30 protein-coding genes are annotated in these 23,564 nt (G+C 66.3%); 1 reads left to right on the top strand and 29 read right to left on the bottom strand.

The window, feature by feature from the left end; genetic code table 11:
* Nucleotides 1–17: 17 nt before the first annotated feature.
* The 3 genes from G3N64_RS16595 to G3N64_RS16585 form a co-directional block, all read right to left on the bottom strand.
* On the bottom strand, nt 18–1,400 hold the full coding sequence (locus tag G3N64_RS16595) for a cytochrome bc complex cytochrome b subunit (RefSeq protein WP_205784901.1): 1,383 nt from the start codon (nt 1,398–1,400) through the stop codon (nt 18–20).
* Nucleotides 1,397–2,017, bottom strand: a complete 621-nt coding sequence (petA, locus tag G3N64_RS16590) for a ubiquinol-cytochrome c reductase iron-sulfur subunit (RefSeq protein WP_205784900.1) — start codon at nt 2,015–2,017, stop codon at nt 1,397–1,399. Before petA ends, G3N64_RS16595 begins: the two co-directional genes overlap by 4 nt.
* A gap of 218 nt (nt 2,018–2,235) precedes the next feature.
* A complete protein-coding gene (locus G3N64_RS16585) occupies nt 2,236–2,982 on the bottom strand; it encodes a Nif3-like dinuclear metal center hexameric protein (RefSeq protein WP_205784899.1) in 747 nt (248 codons plus the stop codon).
* 21 nt (nt 2,983–3,003) lie between these two features.
* On the opposite strand from G3N64_RS16585, the gene G3N64_RS16580 reads away from it, so the two are divergent.
* Complete coding sequence (locus tag G3N64_RS16580) at nt 3,004–4,209, top strand: Do family serine endopeptidase (protein ID WP_205784898.1); 1,206 nt, start codon at nt 3,004–3,006, stop codon at nt 4,207–4,209.
* A 206-nt stretch (nt 4,210–4,415) separates the two neighbouring features.
* Here the strand turns inward: G3N64_RS16580 and tatC are convergent, their stop codons facing one another.
* The 26 genes from tatC to thiE all read right to left on the bottom strand — a co-directional run.
* On the bottom strand, nt 4,416–5,204 hold the full coding sequence (gene tatC, locus G3N64_RS16575; RefSeq protein ID WP_205784897.1) for a twin-arginine translocase subunit TatC: 789 nt from the start codon (nt 5,202–5,204) through the stop codon (nt 4,416–4,418).
* A gap of 41 nt (nt 5,205–5,245) precedes the next feature.
* Complete coding sequence (gene tatB / locus G3N64_RS16570) at nt 5,246–5,779, bottom strand: Sec-independent protein translocase protein TatB (RefSeq protein WP_205784896.1); 534 nt, start codon at nt 5,777–5,779, stop codon at nt 5,246–5,248.
* A gap of 26 nt (nt 5,780–5,805) precedes the next feature.
* Complete coding sequence (gene tatA / locus G3N64_RS16565; protein ID WP_124828656.1) at nt 5,806–6,036, bottom strand: Sec-independent protein translocase subunit TatA; 231 nt, start codon at nt 6,034–6,036, stop codon at nt 5,806–5,808.
* Between the two features lie 93 nt (nt 6,037–6,129).
* Nucleotides 6,130–6,495, bottom strand: coding sequence for a histidine triad nucleotide-binding protein (locus tag G3N64_RS16560; RefSeq protein ID WP_205784895.1), 366 nt, complete (start codon nt 6,493–6,495; stop codon nt 6,130–6,132).
* A 31-nt stretch (nt 6,496–6,526) separates the two neighbouring features.
* A complete protein-coding gene (locus G3N64_RS16555; RefSeq protein WP_205784894.1) occupies nt 6,527–6,919 on the bottom strand; it encodes a hypothetical protein in 393 nt (130 codons plus the stop codon).
* A gap of 69 nt (nt 6,920–6,988) precedes the next feature.
* The gene (locus tag G3N64_RS16550; protein WP_205784893.1) at nt 6,989–7,354 is read right to left on the bottom strand and encodes a phosphoribosyl-ATP diphosphatase; all 366 of its coding nucleotides are present in this window, start codon (nt 7,352–7,354) and stop codon (nt 6,989–6,991) included.
* Nucleotides 7,351–7,767 carry a phosphoribosyl-AMP cyclohydrolase gene (gene hisI, locus G3N64_RS16545; protein WP_039366640.1) on the bottom strand — a complete coding sequence of 139 codons (417 nt, stop codon included), beginning with the start codon at nt 7,765–7,767 and terminating at the stop codon, nt 7,351–7,353. Before hisI ends, G3N64_RS16550 begins: the two co-directional genes overlap by 4 nt.
* A complete protein-coding gene (gene hisF, locus G3N64_RS16540) occupies nt 7,767–8,540 on the bottom strand; it encodes an imidazole glycerol phosphate synthase subunit HisF (protein ID WP_011350732.1) in 774 nt (257 codons plus the stop codon). Before hisF ends, hisI begins: the two co-directional genes overlap by 1 nt.
* A 107-nt stretch (nt 8,541–8,647) precedes the next feature.
* Complete coding sequence (gene hisA, locus G3N64_RS16535) at nt 8,648–9,403, bottom strand: 1-(5-phosphoribosyl)-5-[(5-phosphoribosylamino)methylideneamino]imidazole-4-carboxamide isomerase (protein ID WP_174918448.1); 756 nt, start codon at nt 9,401–9,403, stop codon at nt 8,648–8,650.
* Nucleotides 9,404–9,566: 163 nt separating this feature from the next.
* The gene (hisH, locus tag G3N64_RS16530; RefSeq protein ID WP_046544795.1) at nt 9,567–10,208 is read right to left on the bottom strand and encodes an imidazole glycerol phosphate synthase subunit HisH; all 642 of its coding nucleotides are present in this window, start codon (nt 10,206–10,208) and stop codon (nt 9,567–9,569) included.
* Nucleotides 10,205–10,825: a YchE family NAAT transporter gene (locus tag G3N64_RS16525; RefSeq protein ID WP_205784892.1), complete on the bottom strand. Its 621-nt coding sequence runs from the start codon at nt 10,823–10,825 to the stop codon at nt 10,205–10,207. Before G3N64_RS16525 ends, hisH begins: the two co-directional genes overlap by 4 nt.
* Nucleotides 10,826–10,891: 66 nt before the next feature.
* Nucleotides 10,892–11,479 (bottom strand): imidazoleglycerol-phosphate dehydratase HisB, encoded by a 588-nt coding sequence (hisB, locus tag G3N64_RS16520; RefSeq protein ID WP_011350728.1) that lies wholly within the window; start codon nt 11,477–11,479, stop codon nt 10,892–10,894.
* A gap of 63 nt (nt 11,480–11,542) precedes the next feature.
* Entirely contained in the window at nt 11,543–12,616 is a 1,074-nt protein-coding gene (gene hisC / locus G3N64_RS16515) for a histidinol-phosphate transaminase (protein WP_205784891.1), read from the bottom strand.
* A 145-nt stretch (nt 12,617–12,761) separates the two neighbouring features.
* Complete coding sequence (gene hisD, locus G3N64_RS16510; protein ID WP_205784890.1) at nt 12,762–14,078, bottom strand: histidinol dehydrogenase; 1,317 nt, start codon at nt 14,076–14,078, stop codon at nt 12,762–12,764.
* A 24-nt stretch (nt 14,079–14,102) separates the two neighbouring features.
* Entirely contained in the window at nt 14,103–14,756 is a 654-nt protein-coding gene (hisG, locus tag G3N64_RS16505; RefSeq protein ID WP_205784889.1) for an ATP phosphoribosyltransferase, read from the bottom strand.
* Nucleotides 14,753–16,102 (bottom strand): UDP-N-acetylglucosamine 1-carboxyvinyltransferase, encoded by a 1,350-nt coding sequence (murA, locus tag G3N64_RS16500; RefSeq protein WP_205784888.1) that lies wholly within the window; start codon nt 16,100–16,102, stop codon nt 14,753–14,755. Before murA ends, hisG begins: the two co-directional genes overlap by 4 nt.
* 14 nt (nt 16,103–16,116) lie before the next feature.
* Entirely contained in the window at nt 16,117–16,356 is a 240-nt protein-coding gene (locus tag G3N64_RS16495; protein ID WP_006477131.1) for a BolA family protein, read from the bottom strand.
* A 55-nt stretch (nt 16,357–16,411) separates the two neighbouring features.
* Entirely contained in the window at nt 16,412–17,266 is an 855-nt protein-coding gene (locus G3N64_RS16490) for an ABC transporter permease (protein ID WP_241021021.1), read from the bottom strand.
* A complete protein-coding gene (locus tag G3N64_RS16485) occupies nt 17,263–18,189 on the bottom strand; it encodes an ABC transporter ATP-binding protein (protein ID WP_205784887.1) in 927 nt (308 codons plus the stop codon). The genes G3N64_RS16490 and G3N64_RS16485 overlap by 4 nt, the downstream gene beginning before the upstream one ends.
* Nucleotides 18,190–18,381: 192 nt before the next feature.
* Nucleotides 18,382–18,657: an STAS domain-containing protein gene (locus G3N64_RS16480; RefSeq protein WP_069746552.1), complete on the bottom strand. Its 276-nt coding sequence runs from the start codon at nt 18,655–18,657 to the stop codon at nt 18,382–18,384.
* On the bottom strand, nt 18,654–19,283 hold the full coding sequence (locus G3N64_RS16475; RefSeq protein WP_205784923.1) for an ABC transporter substrate-binding protein: 630 nt from the start codon (nt 19,281–19,283) through the stop codon (nt 18,654–18,656). The genes G3N64_RS16480 and G3N64_RS16475 overlap by 4 nt, the downstream gene beginning before the upstream one ends.
* Before the next feature lie 109 nt (nt 19,284–19,392).
* Nucleotides 19,393–20,358 carry a VacJ family lipoprotein gene (locus tag G3N64_RS16470; protein WP_205784922.1) on the bottom strand — a complete coding sequence of 322 codons (966 nt, stop codon included), beginning with the start codon at nt 20,356–20,358 and terminating at the stop codon, nt 19,393–19,395.
* Between the two features lie 30 nt (nt 20,359–20,388).
* A complete protein-coding gene (gene mlaD / locus G3N64_RS16465; protein WP_205784886.1) occupies nt 20,389–20,949 on the bottom strand; it encodes an outer membrane lipid asymmetry maintenance protein MlaD in 561 nt (186 codons plus the stop codon).
* A gap of 24 nt (nt 20,950–20,973) precedes the next feature.
* A complete protein-coding gene (mlaE, locus tag G3N64_RS16460; RefSeq protein ID WP_205784885.1) occupies nt 20,974–21,741 on the bottom strand; it encodes a lipid asymmetry maintenance ABC transporter permease subunit MlaE in 768 nt (255 codons plus the stop codon).
* A complete protein-coding gene (locus G3N64_RS16455) occupies nt 21,738–22,559 on the bottom strand; it encodes an ABC transporter ATP-binding protein (protein WP_175902921.1) in 822 nt (273 codons plus the stop codon). Before G3N64_RS16455 ends, mlaE begins: the two co-directional genes overlap by 4 nt.
* A gap of 84 nt (nt 22,560–22,643) precedes the next feature.
* On the bottom strand, nt 22,644–23,564 hold a 921-nt coding region (gene thiE / locus G3N64_RS16450), incomplete at its 5' end, for a thiamine phosphate synthase (protein ID WP_205784884.1).

Here is a 23,564-nt window from a genome sequence, read left to right as displayed (position 1 = left end):
TTCTCTCCTCGCTCACGTTAATGGGGCTTGAAGCGCACCCGCTCCGGCGGCTGCTTGAACGTGCCAAGCGGCGTCCAGACGGGCATGCCGAGGAAGAACGCGAAGTAGATCAGCGCACAGCCCTGCGCGATCAGCGTCGCAACAGGCGATGGCGGCCGCGTGCCGAGGAACGCGAGGGTCAGGAACGCGGCGACGAAGATCCCGAGGAACACCTTGTGGAACAGCGGCCGGTAGCGGATCGACTTCACCGGGCTGCGGTCGAGCCACGGCAGGAAGAACAGCGTGATCACCGCCGAACCCATCACGACCACGCCCCAGAACTTCGACTCCGTCAGGTACATGAACACGACGATCGCCGCGGCCAGCACCGGCAGGCCGACCTTCCACTTGCCGCGCGCGCGGATCAGCGCGAGCACGCCGAGCAGCACGATCACGATCATCAGCACGATCTTGAACGGGTCGGTGGTCGCGCGCAGCATCGCGTAGAACGCGGTGAAGTACCAGACCGGCGCGATCTCGGGCGGCGTCTGCAGCGGGTTCGCCGGGACGAAGTTGTTCGCCTCGAGGAAGTAGCCGCCCATCTCCGGCGAGAAGAACACGATCAGCGCAAACACCATCAGGAACACGCACACGCCGAGGAAATCGTGCACCGAGTAGTACGGGTGGAACGGGATGCCGTCGAGCGGCACGCCGTTCTCGTCCTTCTTCGCCTTGATCTCGATGCCGTCCGGGTTGTTCGACCCCACTTCGTGCAGCGCGACGAGGTGCGCGATCACGAGGCCGACCAGCACGAGCGGAATCGCGATCACGTGGAACGCGAAGAAGCGGTTCAGCGTGACGTCCGACACGACGTAGTCGCCGCGAATCCACAGCGACAGGTCGGGGCCGACGAACGGGATTGCCGAGAACAGGTTCACGATCACCTGCGCGCCCCAGAACGACATCTGGCCCCACGGCAGCAGGTAGCCGAAGAACGCCTCGGCCATCAGGCACAGGAAGATCGCGCAGCCGAAGATCCACACGAGTTCGCGCGGCTTGCGGTACGACCCGTACAGCAGCCCGCGGAACATGTGCAGGTAGACGACCACGAAGAACATCGACGCGCCCGTGGAGTGCAGGTAGCGGATCAGCCAGCCCCACGGCACCTCGCGCATGATGTACTCGACCGACGCGAACGCGAGCGTCGAGTCGGGCTTGTAGTTCATCGTCAGGAAGATGCCCGTGACGATCTGGTTGACGAGCACCAGCAGAGCAAGGGAGCCGAAGAAGTACCAGAAGTTGAAGTTCTTCGGCGCGTAGTACTCGGAAACGTGCTTCTTCCAGGTGGACGTGAGCGGGAAGCGCTGGTCGATCCAGCCGGTGAGACCTGTCGTGGAGACTTCCTTGTTGTCGGCCATCACGCTTCTCCTTTCTCGTCCTTGCCGATCACGAGGGTCGATGCCGACGTGAACATGTAGGGCGGGATGTCGAGATTCTGAGGCGCCGGCTTGTTCTTGAACACGCGGCCGGCGAGGTCGTAGGTCGAACCATGGCACGGGCAGAGGAAACCGCCCGGCCAGTCGTCCGGCAGGTTCGGCTGCGGACCCGGCGTGAAGCGTTGGCTTGGCGTGCAGCCGAGGTGCGTACACACGGCCATCACGACGAGAATGTTCTTGCGATCGGCCCGCGAGCGATATTCGTTCGCGCAATACGCGGGCAACGGCATCGTATAGGGCTTTTCGCTGGTCGGGTCGGCCACTTCCTTGTCGGCCTTGACCACATCGGCCAGCATCGCGTCGGTGCGGTTCAGGATCCACACCGGCTTGCCGCGCCACGGCACGGTGACCATTTCACCGGGCTTCAGCCCGCTGATGTCCACTTCGACCGGTGCACCGGCCGCTTTCGCTTTCGCGGACGGCGCAAGCGACGCCGCGAAAGGTATGACGGTGGCTACGCCTCCCACGCCACCTGCTACGGATGTCGCAATCAGCCAGGTACGGCGGCCGCTGTCGACGCGTTTCTCTTCCTTGTCTCGCATCACACGCCCCACTTCTGAGTTGGATTTTCCGTCACGACTTTCCATTCCGCCGCTAGTTTGCTCGAATGGAGTCGCCATTTACAAGGCCCGGAGATGAAAATCCCTTCGAAGTGATTGATAGTTAAGGGTTTTCCCCCACTATCGGAGCGATTAAATCATTTCACTTTTAAGCATCCGCTACATTGTGAAATTTCGATGCGCTGCCGCAAATCCGGCATTCAGACCGGGTTATGGATATCGATAAAAAGGTGTTCGATATCGAATTCTTCGGACAAGTGGGCGCCAAGTGCCTGGATTCCGTAGCGCTCGGTCGCATGGTGCCCTGCCGCAACGAACGCGACACCGCTCTCGGCGGCCGTGTGCGTCACGTATTCGGACACCTCGCCGGTCAGGAACACGTCCGCGCCGGCATCGATCGCCGCGTCGAAATAGCTTTGCGCGGCGCCGGTGCACCACGCGATGCGGCGCAGCTGCATGTCCGGATCGCCGAGCACGAGCGGCGTGCGGCCGAGCGTGCGCTCGACCTTCGCGACGAAGTGCTCGAGCGTGACGGGCATCGGCAGCGTCGCCATCCAGCCGAGGTCGCCTTCGCCGAAACGCTGCTCGCCGATCAGCCCGAGCCGCTCGCCGAGCTGCGCGTTGTTGCCGAATTCGGGATGCGCGTCGAGCGGCAGGTGAAACGCGAACAGGTTCAGGTCGTTCGCGAGCAGCAGCTTCAGGCGCTGGTACTTGCGGCCCGTGATCTGCGGCGGCTCGTTGCGCCAGAAATAGCCGTGGTGGACGAGCACGGCATCTGCCCCCCATTCGAGCGCGGCTTCGAGAAATGCGACCGAGGCCGTCACGCCGGTGGCGATCTTCTCGATCTTGCGGCGCCCCTCGACCTGGAGGCCATTCGGGCAATAGTCCTTGAAGCGCGCGGTTTCAAGGGTATTGTTCAAGTACAATTCAAGTTCGATCCGATCCATATAAACCTCTAATCCATTCAGATGCTTAGACGCTTCTGGCTGTTCTTCGCGCAGGCGGTTACCGTGCTGCTCGCGCTGATGTTCATCGTCGTGACGCTCAAGCCGCAATGGCTGCAACGGCAAGGACAGCTCGGCAAGCAGCTCGCCACGCCGATCGTCGCGCTGCGGGAAGTCGCGCCGGGCATCGGCGGCGCGCCGGCGACCACGTCGTACGCCGAAGCCGCGCAGAAGGCGATGCCGGCCGTCGTCAACGTGTTCTCCAGCAAGGACGGCTCGCTGCCGCCCGACCCGCGCGCAAAAGATCCGCTGTTCCGCTACTTCTTCGGCGACCGCAACGCCCGCAAGCAGCAGGACGAACCGGCCGCGAACCTTGGCTCGGGCGTCATCGTGAGCCCTGAAGGTTACATTCTAACGAACCAGCACGTCGTGGACGGCGCCGACCAGATCGAAGTCGCGCTCGCCGACGGCCGCACCGCCACCGCGAAGGTGATCGGCATCGATCCCGAAACCGATCTCGCCGTACTGAAGATCAACATGACGAACCTGCCGACGATCACGCTCGGCCGCTCCGACCAGTCGCGGGTCGGCGACGTCGTGCTCGCGATCGGCAACCCGTTCGGCGTCGGCCAGACCGTCACGATGGGGATCATCAGCGCGCTGGGCCGCAACCACCTTGGCATCAACACGTTCGAGAACTTCATCCAGACCGACGCGCCGATCAACCCCGGCAACTCGGGCGGCGCGCTGGTCGACGTGAACGGCAACCTGCTCGGCATCAACACCGCGATCTACTCGCGCTCGGGCGGCTCGCTCGGCATCGGCTTCGCGATTCCCGTGTCGACCGCACGCACGGTGCTCGAAAGTATCATCACGACGGGCTCGGTCACGCGCGGCTGGATCGGCGTCGAGCCGCAGGACGTCACGCCGGAGATCGCCGAGTCGTTCGGGCTGTCGCAGAAATCGGGGGCGATCGTCGCCGGCGTGCTGCAGGGCGGCCCGGCCGACAAGGCCGGCATCAAGCCGGGCGATATCCTGGTCTCGGTCAACGGCGACGAGATCACCGACACCACGAAGCTGCTGAACACCGTCGCGCAGATCAAGCCGGGCACGCCGACCAAGGTGCACGTCGTGCGCAAGGGCAAGGAGCTCGATGTGAGCGTCGTGATCGGCAAGCGCCCGCCGCCGCCGAAGCAGACGCTCGACGAGCAGGACAGCGACACCGAATGACGTGCAGGCGTCCGGCACGCAGCCGCGTGCCGGACACCGTCGAAAATGACAAAGGGCAGCCGATTTGGCTGCCCTTTTGCTTTGCATCGAAAACCCTTCGTTGCCGGGAAGGTGGCCTCGCCACCCGCTTTCCGGCCGACTACGCCACCGCGCCGCTCAGGTGCGGCCGGAAGAGCGGCCGCCGCGCGCCGCCCGGCGCGCTGCCGTCAGCTGGCGGCTTCGCCGTTCTCCGCCTCGCCTTCCTCGGCCGGCTTCTTCGGCACGAAGAACCGCGCAGCCAGCAGCCCGATCTCGAACAGCACGACCAGCGGCAACGCGAGCATCAGTTGCGAGAACACGTCCGGCGGCGTGACGACCGCCGCGACCACGAACGCGCCGACGATCACGTACGGCCGCATCTCCTTCAGCTTCTTCAGCGACAGCACGCCCATCCGGACGAGCAGCACGACGACGATCGGCACCTCGAACGTGACGCCGAACGCGATGAACATCCCGAGCACGAAGCTCAGGTAGTTGTCGATGTCGGTTGTCATTTCCGCCCCGAGCGGCGCGTTGTAGTGCGCCATCACGCGGAAGATCGTCGGGAACACGAGGAAGTACGCGAACGCCATCCCGCACAGGAACAGGAGGTAGCTGCTGCCGACGAGCGGTGCGACGAGCTTCTTCTCGTGCTGGTACAGCCCCGGCGCGACGAACGCCCAGATCTGGTACAGCACGATCGGCAGCGCGATCACGAGCGCGACGAGCATCGTGACCTTCATCGGCACGAAGAACGAGCCGGTGACGTCGGTGACGATCATCTTGCCGCCCTTCGGCAGGTTCTCCATCAGCGGCCGCGCGAGCAGCCGGAAGATGTCGGGCGCCCAGTAGACGAGCCCGAGGAACACGACGATCACGGCCGCCCCCGCGCGAATGATGCGATCGCGAAGCTCGACGAGATGGGAAATGAAGGTTTCTTCCGGGGCGTCGCCCGGGTTCTGCTGGGGGTCGCTCACGCCGGCCCTCGGTAGGATTGACGAGCGAGCATGCGCTCGACTCAGAAGAAGCGCGTCGGCCGGCGCAGGCTGGCCGGCCGGTGGCGCGCGACACGCGCGGCGCCCGACTGCACGTGCGTGCGGCGGGTGGTCGCGCGCTTGTACCAGACAGGCGCAGCCGCCTGCTTGACGCGCCAGTTGCGGCGCTTCGGCGCAAGCGCGGCCGTGCTGCTGCCGCGCCACGGCGCCGCCGCGGGGGTGTCGGAACCGTACGAACCGGCGTCGCCCGCCGCCTCGTTGAGACCACCGACCGCGGAATGCCACGTGTCGTTCAGTTCCTTCTCGTGCTCACGCAGGTTGTCGTGAATCGTCGTCTCGACATTGCGTGCGGCCGATTCGAAATCCGTCTTCATCGTCCGCAGCGCGTCGAGCTCGATTTCGCGCGAGACCTCGGCCTTCACGTCGTTGATGTACCGCTGCGCGCGGCCGAACAGCGCACCTGCCGTACGCGCGACGCGCGGCAGGCGCTCGGGGCCGAGCACCACGAGCGCGACGACGCCGATCAGCGCCATCTTGGAAAGACCGAGATCCAGCATCGAGAATGCCTGTCAGCGTGCCGGCGTTACGCCTTGTTCGAGTCGGAACGCGTCGTTTCCTTCGCGTCGACGTCGACCGAGCCCGAGCGCGGCAGTTGCTGCGCGTCAGCCGGCGTTTCACCTTCCTTCATGCCGTCCTTGAAGCCCTTCACCGCGCTGCCGAGATCGTTGCCGATGTTGCGCAGCTTCTTCGTACCGAAAACCAGCGCGACGATCAGCAGCACGATCAGCCAGTGCCAAATGCTCAATCCACCCATGATGAAACCTCTCCTCAACCACGCCGCGATGCGGCGCAAATCGCCGGCAACGCGCCGGCTTCGACTATCGATGCGGGGAAACGCCCCGCGCCGTCAACCCATCCGCTGCCAAGGGCGCGGGCCGGCCAGGATATGCGCGTGCAGGTGGTAGACCTCCTGCCCGCCGCCCGGGCCCGTGTTGATCACCGTACGGAAACCTGTTTCGCCGCCGGTATACGCGATGCCGAGCTGGTCGGCGAGACGCGACACGAGCAGCATCAGCCGGCCGAGCATCGGCGCATCGGCGTCGCTCGCCGCCGACAGCGTCGGCAGATGCTGGCGCGGAATCACCAGCACGTGCGTCTCGGCCGCCGGGCGGATGTCGCGGAACGCGACGAATTCGTCGTCCTCGTGCACCTTCGTGCTCGGGATCTCGCCCGCCGCGATCTTGCAGAACAGGCAATTCGGATCGTGACTCATGTTGCTCCTGCAGACGCCCGCGCGCGGCCGGTCAGAACCAGGCCTGCGGATCGAGCGACTTGTTGTCGTTCAGGTACAGCCAACCCTTGATGATACGGTACAGCGTCCAGATCCATGTGACAAACATGATGACAAATCCGACCACCACGAACATCAGCGCAAAGCCGATCACGTAGGCGATCAGTGCGCGCCAGAACGTGCGGATCTGCCACTCGAAGTGAGCGGCATACGGCGTACCGGCCACATCGTCGCGCTTCACGTAGTTGATGATGATCGCGATGATGCCCGTGACGCCGCCCGTCAGCCAATGAAACGCATAGAGGCCGTAGAGCACGTGAGTCAGCGTGCGCAGCCCGTTCAGGCGTTCGGCGTCCGCGCCGCCCGGCACCGACGGCGGCGGAAACTGGCTTGGCGTATCGGTCATGATGCTACCCCCGTTAGATGACAATTCTTACAGCTTACCGCACTGTGGCCATCCCGCGACAAGGGCCTGTCACCCGCCGTTTTCCTCGCGCTCGCGACGCTTGCGCAGCGCCTTCTCCTCGATACCCGACAGTCCTTCGCGACGCTCGAGCTCGGCGATCACGTCGGCCGGGCTCAGGTCGAAATGCGACAGCATCACGAGGCAGTGGAACCACAGGTCGGCCACCTCGCCGACGAGCTCGGTCGGCGCGCCGCCCTGGCGCACGTCCTTCGCGGCCAGCACGACTTCCGTCGCCTCTTCGCCGATCTTCTTCAGCACCGCATCGTCGCCCTTGTGGAACAGGCGCGAGACGTACGATTGATCAGGGTCGCCGCCCTTGCGGCTATCGATCACGGCAGCAAGGCGCAGCAGCGTGTCTTCGGTCGATTGCGTCATTTGTAGATGTGTTCGGGATCTTTCAGCACCGGTTCGACCGCGACCCAGTCGCCGCTGTCGACGGTGCCTTCGAATTTTTGGAAGAAGCACGAATGCCGGCCGGTGTGGCACGCGATGCCCGACACCTGCTCGACCTTCAGCAAAACGACGTCCTCGTCGCAGTCGAGCCGCACCTCGTGCACGTGCTGCACGTGGCCCGACTCCTCGCCCTTGAACCACAGGCGCTTGCGCGAGCGAGAATAATAGACCGCGCGCTGCGTCTCGATCGTCTTCGCCAGCGCCTCGCGGTTCATCCACGCGAACATCAGCACGTCGTTCGTCGACGCTTCCTGCGCGATCACCGGCACGAGGCCGTTGTCGTCCCAGCGGACCTTGTCGAGCCACGCGGGCAATGCATTCGTTTCCGTATTCATCACAGCCTCACCGGGATGCCCTGGTCGGCCATGAAGCGTTTCGCCTCGCCGACCGTGTGCTCGCCGTAGTGGAAGATGCTCGCGGCCAGCACCGCGTCGGCGCGGCCGTCCTTGATGCCGTCGGCCAGGTGCTGCAGCGAGCCGACACCGCCCGACGCGATCACCGGCACCGGCACCGCGTCCGACACGCCGCGCGTGAGCGCGAGGTCGAAGCCTGACTTGGTGCCGTCACGATCCATGCTCGTGAGCAGGATCTCGCCCGCGCCGAGCTCGGCCATCTTGCGCGCCCATTCGATCGCGTCGAGGCCCGTGTTCTTGCGGCCGCCGTGCGTGAAGACTTCCCAGCGCGGCGTCTCGCCGTCGGCCGACACGCGCTTCGCGTCGATCGCGACGACGATGCACTGCGAGCCGTACTTGTCGGCCGCGTCGCGCACGAGCTGCGGGTTGGCGACCGCCGACGAATTCATGCTGACCTTGTCCGCGCCCGCGTTCAGCAGGCGCCGCACGTCCTCGACGGCGCGCACGCCGCCGCCGACGGTCAGCGGAATGAAGACCTGCGACGCGACGGCTTCGATGATCGGCAGGATCAGGTCGCGCTGGTCGGACGTCGCGGTGATGTCGAGGAACGTCAGTTCGTCGGCGCCCTGGTCGTCGTAGCGGCGGGCGATCTCGACGGGATCGCCGGCGTCGCGCAGCTCGACGAAATTGACGCCCTTGACGACACGCCCGGCAGTCACGTCCAGGCAGGGGATGATGCGTTTAGCTAGAGCCATGATGATGCGCCAAATGCCGCGCTGGGACGGCCGGTTGCGGAAAGCCTCGCGCGAGGCTTCCGGTCGGGGCTGCCTGCTGGCAGCCCCGGCGAACGGGACAACCGCGCTTACGCGTTGTCGAGTTCGCCGTTCAGTTCGTCCGCGCGCTTTTGCGCGGCCGCGAAATCGAGATCGCCGGAGTAGATCGCGCGGCCGCAGATCACGCCTTCGACGCCCTGCTCTTCCACTTCGCACAGGTTCTCGATGTCCGTGAGGTTCGACAGGCCGCCGCTGGCGATCACCGGGATGCCGACCGCCTGCGCGAGCTTCACGGTCGCCTCGATGTTGATGCCCTGCAGCATCCCGTCGCGGCCGATGTCCGTGTAGACGATCGATTCGACGCCGTAGTCCTCGAACTTCTGCGCGAGATCGATCACTTCGTGGCCCGTCAGCTTGCTCCAGCCGTCGGTCGCGACCTTGCCGTCCTTCGCGTCCAGCCCGACGATGATGTTGCCGGCGAACGCGGTGCACGCGTCCTGCAGGAAGCCCGGATCCTTCACGGCCGCCGTGCCGATGATCACGTAGGACAGGCCGGCGTCGAGGTATTTCTCGATCGTCTCGAGGCTGCGGATGCCGCCGCCGAGCTGTACGGGGATTTCATCGCCGACTTCTTCGAGGATCGCCTCGATGGCCTCGAGGTTTTTCGGTTTGCCAGCGAATGCGCCGTTCAGGTCGACCAGATGGAGCCGCCGGGCGCCGAGATCGACCCACTTGCGGGCCATCGCCGCCGGGTCCTCGGAGAAAATCGTGGCCTGGTCCATATCGCCCTGTTTGAGGCGCACACACTGACCGTCTTTGAGATCGATGGCCGGAATCAGCAACATAGCAATCGGGTGTCGTCGTGGAAAAAGAAAAGAATCCGGCGCGTACCGGCCAATCCGGTACCGCGCCGCCTCGCTAGTTTAGTACAACTCTTTCGGCGCTTTGGCGCTCGCGCCGCGTGCGACGGGCCCTTCCGGCCCGCCGACTGTGGCACGCACGCGACGTTCACGGTTTCCAGTGTACGAAGTTGCGATACAGACGCAACCCGACCTCCGCGCTTTTCTCGGGGTGGAATTGGGTCGCGAAGAGATTGTCCCGCGCGACCGCGGACGTAAACGGCGCGCCGTAGGCCGTTTCGCCAACCGTATGCGCCGGGTTGTCCGGCGTCACGTAATAGCTGTGCACGAAGTAGAAATACGCGTCGTCGGGCACGCCGTCCCACAGCGGGTGCGGCTGCGACTGGCGCACGCGGTTCCAGCCCATCTGCGGCACCTTGAAGCGCGAGCCGTCGTCCTGCAGGCGGCCTTCGAGCTCGAAACGCACGACCTTGCCGGGCAACAGGCCGAGGCCCTTCGTGTCGCCCTCCGCGCTCCAGTCGAACAGCATCTGCTCGCCGACGCACACGCCGAGCAGCGGCTTCGTGCGCGAGGCCTCGATCACGGCCTCCTGCAGGCCCGATTCGCCCAGGGAGCGCATGCAGTCGGGCATCGCGCCCTGGCCGGGCAGCACGACACGGTCGGCCGCGCGGATCGCAGCCGGCGTGTCGACGATCGCCACGTCGGCGGCCGGTTCGGCCTTCTTGAGCGCCTGCGCGACCGAGCGCAGGTTGCCCATCCCATAATCCACAATCGCAATCGAAGTTTTCATCTCAGTGCAGGCAGTAGCGCCCTCAGTCCATTGACGATGAATTCCACCGCCAGCGCCGACAGCATCAGACCCATCAGCCGCGTGGCGATGTTGATGCCCGTGCGGCCGATCCAGTTCGCGATCGGCTCGGCGAGCCGCATCGCGACGAAACACAGAAAAGCCAGGGCCGCGCCGATCGCGACCAGCCCGGCCCGCTCATACCAGTGATGCGAGTTCGCCGCATAGATGATCACCGTGCTGATCGAGCCGGGGCCCGTCAACAGCGGAATCGCCAGCGGCACGACCGCGATGTTGTCCTTCAGCTCGGCCTCGTGGCGCTCCTCCGGCGTCGATCGCGTGTTGCCGATCTGCGCGTTCAGCATGTTGATCGCCATCAGCAGCATGATGATCCCGCCGCCCACTTCGAGCGACCCGACCGAAATGCCGAAGAAGTCGATGATCCGCTGCCCGAGCAGCGTCGTTACCGCGATCACGCAGAACACCGACACCGATGCGATCCGGATCGTGCGCCGCCGCTCGGCATCCGTCTGCTGCGCCGTCAGGCTCAGGAAGAACGGCACCGCGCCGATCGGGTTGATCAGCGCCAGCAGCGAAATGAACGATTTGAGCAGATCCATCGCAAGCCGGCGCCGCGCGCCGAAGCCGTGAGGTTGTCCTTGGTGCTCCGTCCGGTCAGTTCGGGTTCAGAGGCTGCCCTTCGTCGACGGGATCTGCCCCGCCGCACGCTCGTCCAGCTCCACCGCCGCGCGCAGCGCACGGCCGAAGGCCTTGAACACGGTCTCGAGCTGATGGTGCGCGTTGATCCCGCGCAGGTTGTCGATGTGCAGCGTGACGCCCGCGTGGTTCACGAAACCGCGGAAGAATTCGATCGACAGGTCGACGTCGAACGTGCCGATCCGCGCCCGCGTGAACGGCACGTGGAATTCGAGGCCCGGCCGACCCGAAAAATCGATCACGACGCGCGACAGCGCCTCGTCGAGCGGCACGTACGAATGGCCATAGCGGCGGATGCCCTTGCGGTCGCCGATCGCCTTCGCGACCGCCTGCCCGAGCGTGATGCCGACATCCTCGACCGTGTGGTGATCGTCGATATGCGTATCGCCATGCGCTTCAACCTCGAGATCGACCAGACCGTGTCGAGCGATCTGGTCGAGCATATGGTCGAGGAACGGCACGCCGGTAGCCAGCTTCTGCTGGCCCGTGCCGTCGAGATTGAGCTTCACACGGATCTGCGTTTCGCTGGTATTGCGAACGACTTCCGCCACACGCATGGCAATTCCTTGACTGAGTCGATGTAAATGGGGATTGATCGTTCGCGCTGCGGCACCCAGAGGTCAACCGGGCAGCGCGAGTTTCAAAGCGGCCAGCAGGTGCGCGTTTTCGTCGGGAGAACCGACGGTCAGCCGCACGCATTCAGCCAGCAACGGATGCATTTTACTCACGTTTTTGACCAACACCCGCTCGGTGAGCAGCGCGTCGAACACGGCGGCCGCGTCCGGCACCCGCACCAGCAGGAAATTGCCGGCGCTCGGGAACACCGTCGCGCCCGGCAGCGCGGCCACTTCCTGCGCGAGACGCGTGCGTTCCGCACGCAGATCGGCCGCCTGCGCGTCGAGCACGTCGAGGTGGTCGAGCAGGAAATCGGCGGTCGCCTGGGTCAGCACGTTGATGTTATACGGCGGGCGCACCTTGTCGAATTCGGTCAGCCACGCGGGCGAACCGACGAGATAGCCGAGGCGGATGCCCGCGAGGCCGAGCTTCGACACCGTACGCATCACGACGACGTTGTCGAATTCGGCGGCGCGCGGCAGCCACGAGCGAACGGCGAACGGCTGGTACGCCTCGTCGATCACGATCAGGCTGTGCCGCGCGGCCGCGACGATCCGTTCGATGTCGGCATCGTCGTACAGCGTGCCGGTCGGGTTGTTCGGGTACGCGAGATAGACGATCGCCGGACGATGCTCGGCGATCGCCGCGAGCATCGCGTCGACATCGAGCGCCAGGTCGGCCTTCAGCGGCACGCCGACGAATTCGAGTTGCGCGAGCTTCGCAGATAGTTCGTACATCACGAAGCCCGGCACCGGCGCGAGCACCTTTGCGCCCGGCTTCGCGCAGGCGACCGACATCATGCTGATGATTTCGTCCGAGCCATTGCCGAGCAGCACGTCGCATCCTGCCGGCACGCCCATCGCGTGGCGCAGCTTGTCGAGCAGCGCGGCCGGGCGCGGCGCCGGGTAGCGGTTCAGCGCGACCTGCGCGAGGCGCTCGCCGAGAGCCGCGGCGAGCGGTTCGGGCAGCGGGTACGGGTTCTCCATCGCGTCGAGCTTCACGAACCCGCTCGCGTCCGGCACCGGGTAGCTCGTCATCGCGAGCACGTCGCGGCGGATGATGTCTTGTGGCGTCGTCATGGTCTCAAGCCGGCGTGCGTCGCGCCGGCGTCAAATGATCGGCAAGGCGGCGGCCGCCGCCCTGCACTGGTGTCTCCAGCCCCGGCCTTCGGGGTGCCGGCCGGGCGGCACATCAGCGCCGGCCCCGGCCCCGCGCAGCGTGCGGTCAGTTCTTCATCCGGAACTCGGCGCTCTTCGCGTGCGCCTGCAGCCCCTCGCCGTACGCGAGCTCGGAGGCGATCTCGCCGAGCGTCTGCGCACCTTCGGCACTGACCTCGATCAGGCTCGAGCGCTTGATGAAGTCGTACACGCCGAGCGGCGACGAGAAGCGCGCGGTGCGCGACGTCGGCAGCACGTGGTTCGGGCCCGCGCAGTAGTCGCCGAGGCTCTCGCTCGTGTAGCGGCCGAGGAAGATCGCGCCCGCATGGCGGATCTGCTGGCCCCATTGCTGCGGCTCCAGCGCGGAAATTTCCAGGTGCTCGGGCGCGATGTCGTTCGCGATCCGGCAGGCCTCGGCCATGTCGCGCACCTTGATCAGCGCGCCGCGGCCTTCGAGCGACGCACGGATCACGTCCCGGCGCGGCATCGACGGCAGCAGCTCGTCGATCGCCTTTTCGACGCGCTCGAGGAACGCACCGTCCGGGCACAGCAGGATCGACTGCGCGAGTTCGTCGTGCTCGGCCTGCGAGAACAGGTCCATCGCAACCCAGTTCGGATCGGTCGTGCCGTCGCACAGCACGAGGATTTCCGACGGCCCGGCGATCATGTCGATGCCGACCGTGCCGAACACGCGGCGCTTCGCCGACGCGACGTACGCATTGCCGGGGCCGCAGATCTTGTCGACGGCCGGCACGGTCGCCGTGCCGTATGCGAGCGCGCCGACCGCCTGCGCACCGCCGATCGTGAACACGCGATCGACGCCGCCGAGCAGCGCCGCGGCGAGCACGAGGTCGTTCTTCACGCCGTCCGGCGTCGGCACGACCATCACGATCTCGCCGACGCCCGCGACGCGCGCGGGAATCGCGTTCATCAGCACCGACGACGGATACGCGGCCTTGCCGCCCGGCACGTACAGGCCGACGCGGTCGAGCGGCGTGATCTTCTGGCCGAGCACCGTGCCGTCCGCTTCCGTGTATTGCCAGCTATGCGTGCCGCACTCGATCTTCTGCTTCTCGTGGTACGCGCGCACCCGTGCAGCCGCCGCTTCCAGTGCCGCGCGCGCCTTCGGCGCGAGGCCGTCCAGCGCCGTCTGCAGCGCGTCCTGCGGCAGCTCCAGCGCGGCGACGCTGTTCGCGCTCAACCGGTCGAAGCGGTTCGTGTACTCGAGCACCGCGGCGTCGCCGCGCGACTTCACGTCGGCGAGGATCTGCGCGACCGATTGCTCGATCGCCGCGTCTTCGCTCGCCTCGAATGCGAGCAGCGCGCGCAGCTCGGCGCCGAAGCCTTCGCTCGTCGAATCGAGCTTGCGGATGGTGATGGACATGGGAGTTCCGTTACGGTGATGCGCTCAACCGCCATTCTGCGACGCGCGTTCGAACGCGTCGAGGATCGGCTTGAGCGCCGTGCGCTTCAACTTCAGCGCAGCCTGGTTCACGACGAGGCGCGACGAGATCGCCATGATCTCCTCGACCTCGACCAGATTGTTCGCCTTCAGCGTGCCGCCCGAGCTGACGAGGTCGACGATCGCGTCGGCCAGCCCGACCAGCGGCGCCAGCTCCATCGAGCCGTACAGCTTGATCAGGTCGACGTGGACGCCCTTCGCGGCGAAGTGCTCGCGCGCCGTTTCGACGTACTTCGTCGCGACGCGCAGGCGCGCGCCCTGGCGCACCGCGTTCGCGTAGTCGAAGCCGGCCGGCACGGCCACCGACATCCGGCAGCGTGCAATGTTCAGATCGATCGGCTGGTACAGGCCCGAGCCGCCGTGCTCGACCAGCACGTCCTTGCCGGCCACGCCGAAATCGGCCGCGCCGTATTCGACATAGGTCGGCACGTCGCTCGCGCGCACGATGATCACGCGCAGGTTCGGATCGGTCGTCGGCAGGATCAGCTTGCGCGACGTTTCCGGATCCTCGGCCACCTGCACGCCGGCCGCGGCCAGCAGCGGCAGGGTTTCCTCGAAAATCCGGCCCTTCGACAGGGCGAGGGTCAGCGGCGCGGTCATGCTTGGCTCCCGGAAAGGCGGCGCACGTTCGCGCCGACGGCGGTCAGTTTGGCTTCCATGCGGTCGTAGCCGCGGTCCAGGTGATAGATGCGGTCGACGAGCGTTTCGCCGTCGGCACGCAGCCCGGCGATCACGAGGCTCGCCGACGCACGCAGGTCGGTCGCCATCACGTTTGCGCCCGACAGCTTCTCGACGCCCGTCACGAGCGCGGTGTTGCCGTCGATCGTGATGTTCGCGCCGAGCCGGTTCAGCTCCTGCACGTGCATGAAACGGTTCTCGAAAATGGTTTCGACGACCTGCGCGGTGCCCGTCGCGACCGTATTGAGGGCCATGAACTGCGCCTGCATGTCGGTCGGGAACGCCGGGTATTCCGACGTGCGGATCGTGACCGCCGACGGCCGGCGATCCATCTTCACGCGCAGCCAGCTGTCGCCTTCCTCGATCGACACGCCGGCTTCGCGCAACTTGTCGATCACCGCATCGAGGATGTGCGGGCGTACGCCCGTCAGCAACACGTCGCCGCCCGCCGCCGCGACCGCGCACAGGAACGTGCCGGCCTCGATGCGGTCGGGGATCACCGAATGGCGCGCGCCATGCAGCCGCTCGACGCCCTGGATCACCAGGCGATCGGTGCCGATGCCGTCGATTTTCGCGCCCATCGCGACCAGCAAGTGGGCGAGATCGCTCACTTCCGGCTCGCGCGCGGCGTTTTCGATCACCGTCTCGCCGTCGGCGAGCGTCGCGGCCATCAGCAGGTTTTCCGTGCCCGTCACCGTGATCATGTCGGTCACGATGCGCGCGCCCTTCAGGCGCTTGGCGCGGGCTTCGATGAAGCCGTGCTCGATGCTGATCTCGGCGCCCATCGCCTGCAGGCCCTTGATGTGCTGGTCGACCGGGCGCGCGCCGATCGCGCAGCCGCCCGGCAGCGACACCTTCGCCTCGCCGAAGCGCGCGAGCAGCGGCCCGAGCACGAGGATCGACGCGCGCATCGTCTTCACGAGCTCGTACGGCGCCACGAGGTTGTCGACGCGCGACGCGTCGAGCTGCACGCGGCAGCCGTCGGTCTCGCTCTTCACGCCCATCTGGTTCAGCACCTTCAGCGTGGTGCGCACGTCCTTCAGGTTCGGCACGTTGTCGAGATCGACCGGATCGGCGGTGAGCAGCCCCGCGCACAGGATCGGCAGCGCGGCATTCTTCGCGCCCGACACGACGATCTCGCCCGACAGGCGGCGGCCGCCTTCGATCACGAGCTTGTCCATCCCATGGCCATGCGCTTCCCCGTTGGCGGCCGGGTGTGCCGTGGCGACGCTCTGGACGGCGTCGCGCTCGTTGACGGTGACTTGCACTCAGTGAATTCCGGTTATGCGTTCTGCCATTCGGCGGGCGTCAGCGTCTTCATGCTGAGCGCGTGAATTTCCTGCTTCATGCGATCGCCGAGCGCCGCGTAGACGAGTTGGTGCCGCTGGATCGGCCGCTTGCCTTCGAAGGCCGCCGACACGATCGTCGCGAAGAAATGCTGGCCGTCGCCTTCGACTTCCAGATGCGTGCAGGCGAGACCGCCGGCGATGTATTGCTTGACCTGTTCGGGAGTCGGCAACATGGTGTAAGGCTCCTGTCGGCGCGCGCCGCCCTGGGGCGGCCGCGGCCTGTCGATATCAATGACGCAGTTTGTAGCCGGTCGCGAGCAGCCGCATCGCGATCAGCGCGAGCAGCACGAGGAAACCGGTGACGATCGCGAGGCTCGCGAACGGGTTGATGTCGGACGCGCCGAAGAACCCGAAACGGAAACCGTCGATCATGTAGAAAAACGGATTGAGACGCGAGATCTCGCGCCACACGGGCGGCAGCGAGTGCGTCGAATAGAACACGCCGGACAGGAATGTCAGCGGCATGATCAGGAAGTTCTGGAACGCGGCGAGCTGGTCGAACTTCTCGGCCCAGATCCCGGCGATCAGGCCGAGCGTGCCGAGGATCGCCGAGCCGAGCAGCGCGAACGCAATGATGAACAGCGGCGCCGCGAAATGCATCGGGACAGACCAGATCGTCACGACGAACACGCCCGCGCCGACCGCAAGCCCGCGCACCACGGACGCGAGCACGTACGCGCCGAAGATGTCGCGATACGACAGCGGCGGCAGCAGCACGAACACGAGGTTGCCGGTGATCTTCGACTGGATCAGCGACGACGAGCTGTTCGCGAACGCGTTCTGCAGCACGCTCATCATCACGAGACCCGGTACGAGAAAGCTCACGTACTCGACGCCCGGATACACCTCGACACGGCCCGACAGCGCATGCCCGAAGATCGTCAGGTACAGCAGCGCCGTCACGATCGGCGCGCACACTGTCTGGAACGACACCTTCCAGAAGCGCAGCAGTTCCTTGTAGAACAGCGTTTGAAAACCGCTTCCCGCTACTCGCCCGATAGCGCCGGGCTCAGGAGTTCGGTGGGAACGGGGGGGCTGCGCCCCCCCGAGCGAACGCAGTTCGCGTGGGGGTTGTTTACTCATGCCAATCCCTCGATCACCTCGGCCCCGTTCATCACCTGGACGAACACATCTTCGAGGTCGGCCTTGCGGACCTCGATTTCGTCGAACGTGCAGCCCGCCGCGCGGCATTGCGCGAGAATCCGCTCGACATCGTCGTAGCTCGACAGGCGCAGCAGGTGCTCGCCCGGCGCGCGGCCGGCCGGGTCGGACTCCAGCCCGCGCAGCTCGGACGGCAGCGCGCCGGTCGCGAGGCGCAGGTAGAGCTGCAGCCCGGCGAAGCGGCGCAGCAGCGCGTCGGTGCGGTCGAGCGCGACCACTTCGCCACGGCGCAGCATCGCGATGCGGTCGCACAGCGACTCGGCTTCCTCGAGGTAATGCGTGGTCAGCACGATCGTGTGGCCTTCGCGGTTCAGGCGCGAGATGAATTTCCACAGCGTCTGGCGCAATTCGACGTCGACGCCGGCGGTCGGTTCGTCGAGCACGATCACGGGCGGCCGGTGCACGAGCGCCTGCGCGACCAGCACGCGGCGCTTCATCCCGCCCGACAGCGCGCGCATGTTCGCGTCGGCCTTCTCGGTGAGGTCGAGATTGGCCATCACTTCGTCGATCCAGTCGTCGTTGCGGCGCAGCCCGAAATAGCCGGACTGGATCCGCAGCGTCTCGCGGACGGTGAAGAACGGATCGAACACGAGCTCCTGCGGCACGACGCCGAGCGCGCGACGCGCGCCACGGAAGTCCTTGACGACGTCGTGACCGCGCACCGAGATACTGCCTTCGTCGGCCCGGGCGAGCCCGGCGAGGATACTGATGAGCGTGGTCTTGCCTGCGCCGTTGGGGCCGAGCAGACCGAAAAACTCGCCTTCCTCGACCGACAGGCTGACGCCCTTGAGCGCCTGAAGCGACTTGTAGCGCTTCTTGACGTGACGGATTTCTATGGCTGACATGACTGTGCGCGACGCCAGGGCCGCGACGCCTATTCTGTGCTTGCTGCGAATGAAAATGGGGGCCGGACGCCGATTGGCTGCCCCGCAAAACGCTTGATTATAGGGCAAACCGGCTGGTGGAGCCGGCGCCGGAAGCACGCGGCCTGAAGCGTGCGCGCGCCGGCTGGCGCGGCAGGCTCCGGTCGGACAGGGTCAATGTCGCCCGGTGCCTTCGATGAGCGCGTCGACGCCGTAGGCGCGCGCGAGGCTGGCGAGCTTCGGGGGGAGATTGAGGATGTCGAGGGCCGCGCCGCGCGCTTTGGCGGCACGTTGCCATGCGAGCAGCACGGCGAGCGCGGACGAGTCGAACTGCGTCAGCGCCGCGCAATCGACGGCGGTCGCGCCCGCGCCGATGCGCGCAAGACCGTCCGCGAGCGCGGACTTCGCGCTCGCGACGGTCAGCGAGGAGCCGGCTTCGAAGCCGCTCACGACGCTTGCTTGCCGGCGGCAAGTTGCTGGTTGCGCTGCGTGAGGAACTGGATCAGGCCTTCCACGCCGCTTTGCTGGATCTTCTCGTTGAACTGCTGCTGGTACGTCTGGATCAGCCAGGCGCCGAGCACGTTCAGGTCATACACCCTCCAGCCGTTCGCCGTCTTGTACAGGCGGTAATCGATCTGGACCGGCTGGCCGTTGTTCATCGCGACCGTCTTGACCACGACATCGGTATCGGCCGGATCGGCGCGGAACGGCGGGTACTGGATCTGCTGGTCCGGCTTCAGCTGCGCCAGCGCGCCCGAGTACGTGCGGATCAGCAGCAGCTTGAACTGCTCCTGAACCTGCTGCTGCTGTTCGGCCGTCGCGGTGCGCCAGTTGCGGCCCATCGCGAGCTGCGTGGTACGACGGAAATCGGTGTACGGCAGGATGTCCTTGTTGACGATCGTAATGATGCGGTTGGTGTCGCCCTGCTTGATCGTCTGCTGTTTGACTTCGTCGAGCACCTGCTGCGTCGCGGTCTTGATCAGCGCCTGCGGGTTCGACTGGTCGACTTGCGCGTGGGCTGCGCTGCCGAACGAGAACAGCGCCGCGAAAACGGGGATCAGGAACAGTTTTTTCATCATGGTGACCTGCGTATGAGTCGATGCGTAGGTTGGAGCAGGTAGCTTACGCGCAAGTTCGCGCGCGCTACCGACTGAATCGTTTCCGGCTGTAACGAATGTAAATCCGTCAGTGCAGCCGGATGCTCGGGAGGCGGAACCCGCCCGGCGACGGCGGCGCCACCTGCATCGGCGGCACGTTCGTTTCGCTGGCCGGGTTCGGCGACTCGGCCGTGCCCGAAGCCGGTGCGGCCACCGCCGCGCCCGATGCGCCCGCCGGCGCCGTCGCACCACCCACTGCTGCCGCGCCCGCCGTACCGGCTGCGCCGGCTGCCGCCGGTGCCGCGCCGTCGTCCGGCAGGTCGTACTTCGGCAGCGCGTCGTTGCTCGACGTCGCGGCCGCCTCGCCACGCGCGTTGCTGATCAGCATCTGGCGGCGCTGCAGGTACGCGTTGCGCACGAACGAATACTTGTCGAGTGCCGCGGCATCCAGCACGTCGCCCGCGCCGAGCAGGTTCGCACGCGTGTTGACGAGGTTCACGCCGAACAGGCCCCAGCTCAGGCCGTCCGGTTTCACGTAGGTGAGCGGGTTGCCGACGTAGTCGACGCCGAGGCCTGCCGTGTCGCGCAGCGTGCTCGGGCCGAGCAGCGGCAGCACGAGGTACGGGCCCGACGGCATGCCGTAGCGGCCCATCGTGATCCCGAAGTCGGCCGTGTGCTTCGGCAGTTTCGCGATCGTCGCGACGTCGAACAGGCCGCCGACGCCGAACACCGTGTTGATCACGACGCGCATGATGTCGCCGACGCCATCCGCGATCCGCAGCTGCACGATGTTGTTCGCCGCGATGTAGACGTCGCCGATGTTCGAGAAGAAGTTCGTCACGCTGTCGCGCACCGGCTGCGGCACCACGTACTGGTAGCCCTTCGCGACCGGCTTCAGCGCATACGTGTCGACCGTGTCGTTGAACTTGTACATGGACCGGTTGAAGCCTTCGAGCGGATCGCCTTTGGTCGGCGTCTGCACGGTCGCGCAGCCGCTCAACGCGGCGACTGCCGCTACCGCCAGCGCGGCGTGCCTGATGCGGATCGTCTGCATGGTCATTCCCTCTTGTTTTCTCTCGTGTGGTTATTGGGCCGCCGAACCGGACGCAGCGGACACCGCCGATGCCGGCACCGCCACCGGCGCCGGCGCGGCCGGCGCACCGGCTGCCGGCTTCGCACCGCCCGCATCGGCGGCCTTGCTGTACAGGAACTGGCCGATCAGGTTCTCGAGCACGATCGCCGATTGCGTCATCGTGATCGTATCGCCCGCCTTCAGCATTTCGGTGTCGCCGCCCGGATCGAGGCCGATATATTGCTCGCCGAGCAGGCCCGACGTCAGGATCTTCGCCGACGAATCCTTCGGGAACGGATACTGGCCGTCGACATCGATCGTGACAAGCGCCTGGTACGTGTTCGTGTCGAAACCGATCGACTTCACGCGACCGACCACGACGCCGGCGCTCTTCACGGCCGCGCGCGGCTTCAGCCCGCCGATATTGTCGAATTTCATCTTCACCGCATAGGTCGGCTGAAACGACAGCGAGCTCATGTTGCCGACCTTCAGTGCCAAAAACAGCACCGCAAGGAAGCCCACCACCACGAACAGGCCGACCCAGAAGTCGAGAGCAGTCTTTTTCATCGTCATCCCAAAATTTGGCTTGGCTGAGGCTTAGCTGAACATCAGCGCGGTCAGCAGGAAATCGAGGCCGAGTACGGCGAGCGACGCGAACACGACCGTCTTGGTCGTCGCACGCGACACGCCCTCGGGCGTGGGCTTCGCTTCATACCCTTGAAACAGCGCAATGAAGGTCACGGCGAACCCGAACACGATGCTCTTCAGCACGCCGTTGCCGACGTCGGCCCAGACCTGCACGCCGCCCTGCATCTGCGACCAGAACGCGCCCGGATCGACGCCGATCAGCACGACGCCGACGAAGTAGCCGCCGAGCACGCCGACCGCGTTGAAGATCGCGGCCAGGAGCGGCATCGCGATGATGCCCGCCCACATGCGCGGCGCGATCACGTTCTTGATCGGGTCCACCGCCATCATCTCGAGTGCGGTGAGTTGCTCGCCGGCTTTCATCAGGCCGATCTCGGCCGTCAGCGACGTGCCCGCCCGGCCCGCGAACAGCAGCGCGGTGACGACCGGCCCGAGTTCGCGCACGAGCGACAGCGCGACCAGCAGGCCGAGCGCCTGCTCGGAACCGTAGCGGTTCAGCGTGTAATACCCCTGCAGGCCGAGCACGAAGCCGACGAACAGCCCCGACACGGCAATGATCACGAACGAATAGTTGCCGAGGAAGTGGATCTGCTTCGTGACCAGCCGCGGCCGGCGCAGCAGCGGGAAGAATTCCAGCACGAGGCGCACGAACAGCCGCGTGCCGTAGCCCGCGCGCACGAGGCCGCCGATGACATAACGTCCGATCGCGCTGATCATGCGCGCCCTCCGCCGAGCCCGAAATCCGCTGCGAGCGGCGGGCTCGTGTAATGAAATTTGAACGGGCCGTCCGGCGCGCCGTCGATGAACTGCCGCACGCTCGGATCGGTCGATGCGCGCAGCTCGTCGGGCGTGCCCTGCGCGAGCACGCCGCCGTTGGCCAGGAAATACACGTAGTCGGCGATCGCGAACGATTCCGGCACGTCGTGCGTGACGAGGATCGACGTGGCGCCGAGCGCCTCGTTCAGCGTGCGGATCAGGTTCGCGGTGATGCCGAGCGAGATCGGATCGAGGCCCGCGAACGGCTCGTCGTACATGATGAGCTGCGGATCGAGCGCGATCGCACGCGCCAGCGCGATGCGGCGCGCCATCCCGCCCGACACCTCGGACGGCATCAGGTCGCGCGCGCCGCGCAGCCCGACCGCGTTGAGCTTCATCAGCACGAGGTCGCGGATCAGGTCGTCGGGCAGGTCGGTGTGCTCGCGCAGCGCGAACGCGACGTTCTCGAACACCGACATGTCGGTGAACAGCGCGCCGAACTGGAACAGCATGCCCATCTTGCGGCGCAGCGCGTACAGGCCGTCGCGCGTTTGCGCGCCGACATCGGCGCCATCGAACAGCACCTGGCCGCGGCGCGCACGCACGAGCCCGCCGATCAGGCGCAGCACGGTCGTCTTGCCGCAACCCGAGCCGCCCATGACCGCGACGACCTGCCCACGCCCGAAGCGCAGGTTCAGGTTGGACAGGACGAGGCGGTCGCCGTAGCCAAAGTCGACGTCGCGAAGTTCCAGCAGGGTCTCGGTAGGAGTGGGGCTCACGGAGCTGACAGTCCTTTTACGCAGAACGCCGAATTATAGGGCCTGCATTGGAATGATGTCGTGACGCCGTTCCGGGCCCTGCGGTCAATGATTGTCAAATTGTCGGGCAAAACATTGTTGCAATGCAACAATGGCGGCCCGATAGTCGGCCGCGCCCGTCACCGCACTGACTACCGCGACACTGCCGACGCCCGTTGCCAGCACGGCCGGCAGCGCGTCGCGCCCCACCCCGCCGATCGCGACGAGCGGCGCCCGCGCGCCCGCGAAGCGCGCATAGCGGGCGATCCGCACGAGGCCCTGCGGCGGCGCGGCAACGGCCTTGGTCGCGGTTGCGTACACCGGGCCGAGCGCGAGATAGCTCGGGCGCTCGTGCAGCGCCCGCAACATTTCGTAATAACCGTGACTCGAAAGTCCGAGCCGCAGGCCCGCGCGCGCGATCGCGGCCAGATCGGCCGTTTCGAGGTCCTCCTGGCCCAGGTGAACACCGTACGCACCCTCTTCTGCAGCGATCTGCCATTGATCGTTGATGAACACGCGCGCATCGGGATAGTGGCGCCCGGCCGCGACCGCGCGCGCGATTTCCCGGCGCAAGGTGTCCGGCGTCGCACCTTTCACACGCAGTTGCACGGTTCGGACACCGCAATCGAGCACGCGCTCGACCCACTCGGCGTCCGGCACGACCGGATAAAGGCCGAGTTGCGCGGGGCACGGCGCGAACGCAGGTTCGGGCGCGGCCGGCAGCCCGGCAACACGCGGGAACCGCGCGGCGTCGACCGGCCACGCATCGGCGGCGCGCGTTTCGTCGCCGTCGCGCCAGGCCAGCGCCAGCACCAGCGCGTCGACCGGTGCGAAGCCGCAATCGAGGAACGCGGCGAGCGCGGCGATCCAGTCGTCCCCGAGCGGATGCGCGGCGTCGAGCGCGTAGCGCGCGCCCGCCGTGTGCAGCACCGCGCCCTGCTCATCGAATTCGATCGCGGCCGCGCCCGGCGCCGCAGGCCGCGACGA

The organism is Burkholderia sp. Ac-20344 (genome assembly GCF_017104975.1).
Classification (GTDB): domain Bacteria; phylum Pseudomonadota; class Gammaproteobacteria; order Burkholderiales; family Burkholderiaceae; genus Burkholderia.
Note: the sequence above shows the minus strand (reverse complement) of the source record. Positions and strands in the feature narration are given on the sequence as shown.

Excerpts from the sequence above, each read along its gene's own strand:
- petA (WP_205784900.1), bottom strand. The coding sequence starts at position 2,017 with ATGCGAGACAAGGAAGAGAAACGCGTCGACAGCGGCCGCCGTACCTGG.
- G3N64_RS16585 (WP_205784899.1), bottom strand. The coding sequence starts at position 2,982 with ATGGATCGGATCGAACTTGAATTGTACTTGAACAATACCCTTGAAACC.
- G3N64_RS16580 (WP_205784898.1), top strand. The coding sequence starts at position 3,004 with ATGCTTAGACGCTTCTGGCTGTTCTTCGCGCAGGCGGTTACCGTGCTG.
- tatB (WP_205784896.1), bottom strand. The coding sequence starts at position 5,779 with ATGCTGGATCTCGGTCTTTCCAAGATGGCGCTGATCGGCGTCGTCGCG.
- tatA (WP_124828656.1), bottom strand. The coding sequence starts at position 6,036 with ATGGGTGGATTGAGCATTTGGCACTGGCTGATCGTGCTGCTGATCGTC.
- G3N64_RS16560 (WP_205784895.1), bottom strand. The coding sequence starts at position 6,495 with ATGAGTCACGATCCGAATTGCCTGTTCTGCAAGATCGCGGCGGGCGAG.
- G3N64_RS16555 (WP_205784894.1), bottom strand. The coding sequence starts at position 6,919 with ATGACCGATACGCCAAGCCAGTTTCCGCCGCCGTCGGTGCCGGGCGGC.
- G3N64_RS16550 (WP_205784893.1), bottom strand. The coding sequence starts at position 7,354 with ATGACGCAATCGACCGAAGACACGCTGCTGCGCCTTGCTGCCGTGATC.
- hisI (WP_039366640.1), bottom strand. The coding sequence starts at position 7,767 with ATGAATACGGAAACGAATGCATTGCCCGCGTGGCTCGACAAGGTCCGC.
- hisF (WP_011350732.1), bottom strand. The coding sequence starts at position 8,540 with ATGGCTCTAGCTAAACGCATCATCCCCTGCCTGGACGTGACTGCCGGG.
- hisA (WP_174918448.1), bottom strand. The coding sequence starts at position 9,403 with ATGTTGCTGATTCCGGCCATCGATCTCAAAGACGGTCAGTGTGTGCGC.
- hisH (WP_046544795.1), bottom strand. The coding sequence starts at position 10,208 with ATGAAAACTTCGATTGCGATTGTGGATTATGGGATGGGCAACCTGCGC.
- G3N64_RS16525 (WP_205784892.1), bottom strand. The coding sequence starts at position 10,825 with ATGGATCTGCTCAAATCGTTCATTTCGCTGCTGGCGCTGATCAACCCG.
- hisB (WP_011350728.1), bottom strand. The coding sequence starts at position 11,479 with ATGCGTGTGGCGGAAGTCGTTCGCAATACCAGCGAAACGCAGATCCGT.
- hisC (WP_205784891.1), bottom strand. The coding sequence starts at position 12,616 with ATGACGACGCCACAAGACATCATCCGCCGCGACGTGCTCGCGATGACG.
- hisD (WP_205784890.1), bottom strand. The coding sequence starts at position 14,078 with ATGTCCATCACCATCCGCAAGCTCGATTCGACGAGCGAAGGCTTCGGC.
- hisG (WP_205784889.1), bottom strand. The coding sequence starts at position 14,756 with ATGACCGCGCCGCTGACCCTCGCCCTGTCGAAGGGCCGGATTTTCGAG.
- G3N64_RS16495 (WP_006477131.1), bottom strand. The coding sequence starts at position 16,356 with ATGTTGCCGACTCCCGAACAGGTCAAGCAATACATCGCCGGCGGTCTC.
- G3N64_RS16490 (WP_241021021.1), bottom strand. The coding sequence starts at position 17,266 with ATGAGTAAACAACCCCCACGCGAACTGCGTTCGCTCGGGGGGGCGCAG.
- G3N64_RS16485 (WP_205784887.1), bottom strand. The coding sequence starts at position 18,189 with ATGTCAGCCATAGAAATCCGTCACGTCAAGAAGCGCTACAAGTCGCTT.
- G3N64_RS16475 (WP_205784923.1), bottom strand. The coding sequence starts at position 19,283 with ATGAAAAAACTGTTCCTGATCCCCGTTTTCGCGGCGCTGTTCTCGTTC.
- G3N64_RS16470 (WP_205784922.1), bottom strand. The coding sequence starts at position 20,358 with ATGCAGACGATCCGCATCAGGCACGCCGCGCTGGCGGTAGCGGCAGTC.
- mlaD (WP_205784886.1), bottom strand. The coding sequence starts at position 20,949 with ATGACGATGAAAAAGACTGCTCTCGACTTCTGGGTCGGCCTGTTCGTG.
- mlaE (WP_205784885.1), bottom strand. The coding sequence starts at position 21,741 with ATGATCAGCGCGATCGGACGTTATGTCATCGGCGGCCTCGTGCGCGCG.